At 69.8% G+C, this 4,150-nt stretch carries 4 protein-coding genes; 1 reads left to right on the forward strand and 3 read right to left on the reverse strand.

Going from position 1 to position 4,150, the window contains the following annotated elements; all coding sequences use genetic code 11:
- Positions 1-24 precede the first annotated feature (24 nt).
- From purQ to AC08OP_RS21890, 3 genes are all read right to left on the reverse strand, one after another.
- Positions 25-738 (reverse strand): phosphoribosylformylglycinamidine synthase subunit PurQ, encoded by a 714-nt coding sequence (gene purQ / locus AC08OP_RS21880; RefSeq protein ID WP_476615900.1) that lies wholly within the window; start codon positions 736-738, stop codon positions 25-27.
- Positions 739-865: 127 nt separating this feature from the next.
- Positions 866-1,423 carry an ATP-binding protein gene (locus tag AC08OP_RS21885; protein ID WP_476615903.1) on the reverse strand — a complete coding sequence of 186 codons (558 nt, stop codon included), beginning with the start codon at positions 1,421-1,423 and terminating at the stop codon, positions 866-868.
- Positions 1,424-1,513: 90 nt separating this feature from the next.
- A complete protein-coding gene (locus tag AC08OP_RS21890) occupies positions 1,514-2,473 on the reverse strand; it encodes an NAD(P)/FAD-dependent oxidoreductase (protein WP_476615901.1) in 960 nt (319 codons plus the stop codon).
- Between the two features lie 512 nt (positions 2,474-2,985).
- On the opposite strand from AC08OP_RS21890, the gene AC08OP_RS21895 reads away from it, so the two are divergent.
- Positions 2,986-4,150 (forward strand): DUF5926 family protein (locus AC08OP_RS21895; protein ID WP_476615902.1); only part of this gene is annotated, 1,165 nt, incomplete at its 3' end.

Genomic DNA, 4,150 nt, shown 5'->3' on the forward strand with positions numbered 1-4,150 from the left:
CCCCTCGTAACCAAAAATCTCTCTTTAAGAGGAAAAAGCCGACAAAACGCCGGACAGTACCGAGGTGAACATGCGAAGCCCGCCGACCCCGGGGCCGGTGAGGTCGTCAACAGCGTGCTCGGGATGCGGCATCAGGCCCACGATCGTCCGGCTCTCGTTACAGATCCCGGCGATGTCAGCGGCCGACCCGTTGGGATTCCCGCCGACGTAGCGCACCACAACCCGCCCGGCCGCCTCGAGTTCGGCGAGCACGCCCGGGGCCGCGACATAGCGACCATCCCCATGCTTCACCGGGATGACGATCTCCTCGCCGTCCTGGTAGCCGCGGGTCCAGGCAGTGCCTGGCGCCTCGACCCGCAACCGTTGGTCGCGGCAGACGAAGTGCAGTCCCACGTTGCGAGTCAATGCCCCGGGGAGCAGGCCGGCCTCGCAGAGCACCTGAAACCCGTTGCAGATGCCGAGAATTGGCAGGCCCGCACGGGCCGCCGGGACGAGGGCCGCCACCATGGGCGAGAACCGGGCTATCGCACCGGCGCGCAGGTAGTCACCGTAGGAGAATCCGCCGGGCAGGATGACGGCATCGACGCCAGCGAGATCGCTGTCGCCATGCCAGAGGGAGACCGGTTCGGCACCGGCGGCCCGCACTGCGAGCGCCGTGTCCCGGTCGTCGAGGGAGCCGGGGAAGGTGACGATCCCGATCCGGACGGGCGGGGCCGCCTCGGTCACTACCACACCCATCGCGATACCCGCCCAGATCCCTCGGAGTCCACTCCCGTCAGCGTAGCCGGTCGGATTGTGGGGCGGCCGGTCGAGGAAGGGAGTCGGCCGATCGACGAAGGGAGTCGGCGGGGGACGGCGGGAGACGTCAGACCGGATGGATGCCCTCGGCCACCTCCGGGCGGGAAGCGGGCCAGGGCCCCGTCCGCGCCCGGCTCAGCCGCTCCCCGGGAGCGCTCTCCTCCCAGGTGAGAGTCTTCTCCAGATGCACGCGGGTGCCCCGATGGGGGCCGTCCACCTGGTGGAACTGCACCCGGTCCATCAGAGCGCGCATGAGAAAGATGCCACGGCCTTGCTCGGGAACATTTTCCGGCCTGGGGAAATCGCTGTTCTGGCGGGCCGTCCGATCGAGATTATCCATGCCGTCGAAACCGTCGCCGCGATCGCTCACCTCGATGATGGCGACTTCGTTGTCCACTCCCACCAAAACCTCGTACTCGTCGCCGTCATGGGCATGTAGAAGAACATTGTCGCACGCTTCTGTCAATGCAAGTTCAACATCGTAAATGCATTCTTGGCTGACGCCCAGGACTTTCAGGGACTGCGTGCAGATACGTCGAACTACGGGTATGGAGATCTCATCGTGGGGCAACGACAGGCTTACTTTGATCTCCATGCCGGAGGGTGTACCCGCGTCACGCATCATCAACCGAACGACCTACGCCGGCGCAGGATCGATCCGGTCACATGCCATCGGTCATCGTAATCGGTTATTGCGATAGGTTATCGCAATCGGTTATCTCAATCGGGCGGCGAGGGCTCGGCCCAGCTCGGTGCCCGAGTGCCAGGCATTCTCGATCTTCGGTGTTCCCCAGCCGTCGCCGGCGAGCCCGATCCCACTGCCGGACAGGTAGTACGGCTGTTCGTGCGGACGGTCCGGGCGGGCGAAGGTCCACCTTTGCACGTACGTCCAACTGGGTTGCACCGTGATGGTGAGCAGGCGCCGTAGTGCCGCGACGAGATCGGGCCCGGCCGCCGCGGGGTCGGCCAGCCGCGGCCGCGCGAAATCCGGCGTCGAGTGGGCGACCAGGACGGCGGCACTGTCACCCCGGCGACGGCCGTCGTCGGCGATCCAGGCGATCGTATCGTCGTCGTGGACGAAGGCTCCGTCGATCGGTGCCCAGCACCGGTAGGGCCAGCCGGCGAGCAGCGCCAGCACCGGCGACCAGGGGCGGCCGGCGAGCTGCGCCCGCTCCTCGGTGCAGGCCGGGTCGAGATGGCGCAGCGCCTGCGGGTCGGGCATCGCGAGGACCACCGCGTCGGCGGCCTCGTCGTCGACGCGGGGACCCGGGGTGATCCGGCGGATCGGCGTGGACTGCGCGACCTGCACCCCGGCGCGGGACGCGAGGTCGGCGACCAGGGAACGCAGCCCGCGCGGGGCGGCGTACCGCAGCGGGCCGGAACGCGGCTCGGCCAAGGTGGCGGTCGGCCCACTGATTACCGACATTTGGTGCGTCCAGGGGCGTACCAGGCCACGGATGAACCAATCGTCCACGACTTCGCGGAACTCCGGCGAGGTGGCGGTGAAGTACGACGCGCCGGAGTCCACGATGCGCCCGTCTATCCACCGTGAGGCCATCCGTCCGCCGATCACGCGGCCCCGGTCACGGACATCCACGGTGATTCCCTCGGCTAGCAGTGTGCTGGCGCAGGCGATCCCAGCAATGCCCCCGCCGGCAACGACGACCTTCGCCACCGACCCCCCATATATCGAGATGAATGCCGCGGGCACCGCCTGTCGAGCGGCCTTTCACCGGTTCCCGCGGCGTCGTCTTCCTGGATGTGCCGCCACGGTGACGGTGGCTTGCGGACGAGCGTCGATGATGCTCGCCATCAGTCCCGCCAGGGCCCGTCCGCCGAACGGCTGTGTTCATCGTGCCCATTGAGGAGGGGGCCGCGTGCGGTATCCGTGGTAATGGTTCCGCAGTGACGGGATAGTCCCTGCCGTGGAAGAGGGTTATCCCTGAATGGGCGCCCGAGATGCCGGGGATGCATCTGTCGTCGACCGGATCTGTCCTCGACCGGATCTGTCGGCTGTCGGCTCTCCGTCGGCCCGCTCCTACGACGGGGCCCGCTCCCGCGACGGGAGCGGTGGTGTTTGCCACGGGCGCGGCCGCCACCCGGCACCCTCGTCATCCGCCGACCATGGCTTAGCCTTACCCGCAGGAAGTCCATGACCGCGCGTGACGGTCTCTACCTCAGGAGGTCGTGATCGCTCGCCGACCCGCACCCCAGCGTCCCGGCACCCGCCCGGCACGAGTCGCCACGCCCGGCTCTGGCGGGGGAGCCGCACGGAGCCGTCGCCGCCCGTCCGTCCACGGATCCGATGGGGCCATCCCCGCCGTCGGACCGCGGGAACCCTGTCCCTGCGGGTCGGGCCGTCGTTACAAGGCGTGCCACGGCGAGCGGAACCGGCCGGCTCCCGTGCTGCGCCCGTTCGCGGGCCGCCGCGACGAGCCGGACCTGGTCGCCCTGCGGGAGCTGGTGCCCAGCGCCACCGCGCCGCTGACCCTGGCGGCGGCCTACCTCGCCGACCATCCTGAGCACGCCGGCCGGCGCATCACGCTCTGCACGATGCTGCCGCAGGCCGCCCCCGCCCTGGTGCGCGAGGACGGCGAAATCCTGGTCGCCCTGCAGATCGCCCTTCCGGGTCTGGACGCATCGCGGGATGTCGCCGGTGCCTTGCTCGCCGCACTCGCCGCTGAGCCGGGGAGTGTGATCGACATCCCGCCTGCCTCCGCGCCGCGCCTCGTGGAACAACTGCCCGCGGGACTCGCCGGGTTGCCCCGGCTCACCGACCTGCTGGACCCGGCACCCCTGGGCATCACCGTTCATTCCGGGTTCGGATGGTGGCTGCCACCGTCGGACGAGGAGAGCGGTCCGAACCAGGAGGTGGCGGTGATGCTGGAGCGCGCCAACGCCACCGTGGTGCCCACCGTACGGCTCACCTCGGTGCCGGCCGCCTACTGGTGCCACCCCGGTGACCGCTGGCACCTGCGGTGGGCGCTTCCGCTGGCCTGGCCGGGCGCGGCGGGTACTGCGGCGGGCACCGGCTCCGAGGCCGAGGCGGTCGCTCCCATCGGCGCGGGCGCCGACGTCGCCCCCACCGAGGAGGCGTTGCTGGATGCGCTGGCTCGCCTGGCTGCGGCCGAACGTCTCACGGTGGGGGAGGGCTCCAGGTTCATCGGGTTCTTCCGCGCCGACGGGCTCGTCGTTCCCGTCTGGGATCTCGCGCCCGGAAGCGAGGCGGACCGCTGTGAGGAGCCGGCCGCCGCGCTGCGGGTGGCCTATCAACGGGCACTGGCCGACACCACGGCACTGACCGCGCACGAACGCCGGGTGCGGGCGGGTCTTGTTGGACGCAGCCTCACCC

Source organism: Frankia sp. CeRuru1 (assembly GCF_977966315.1).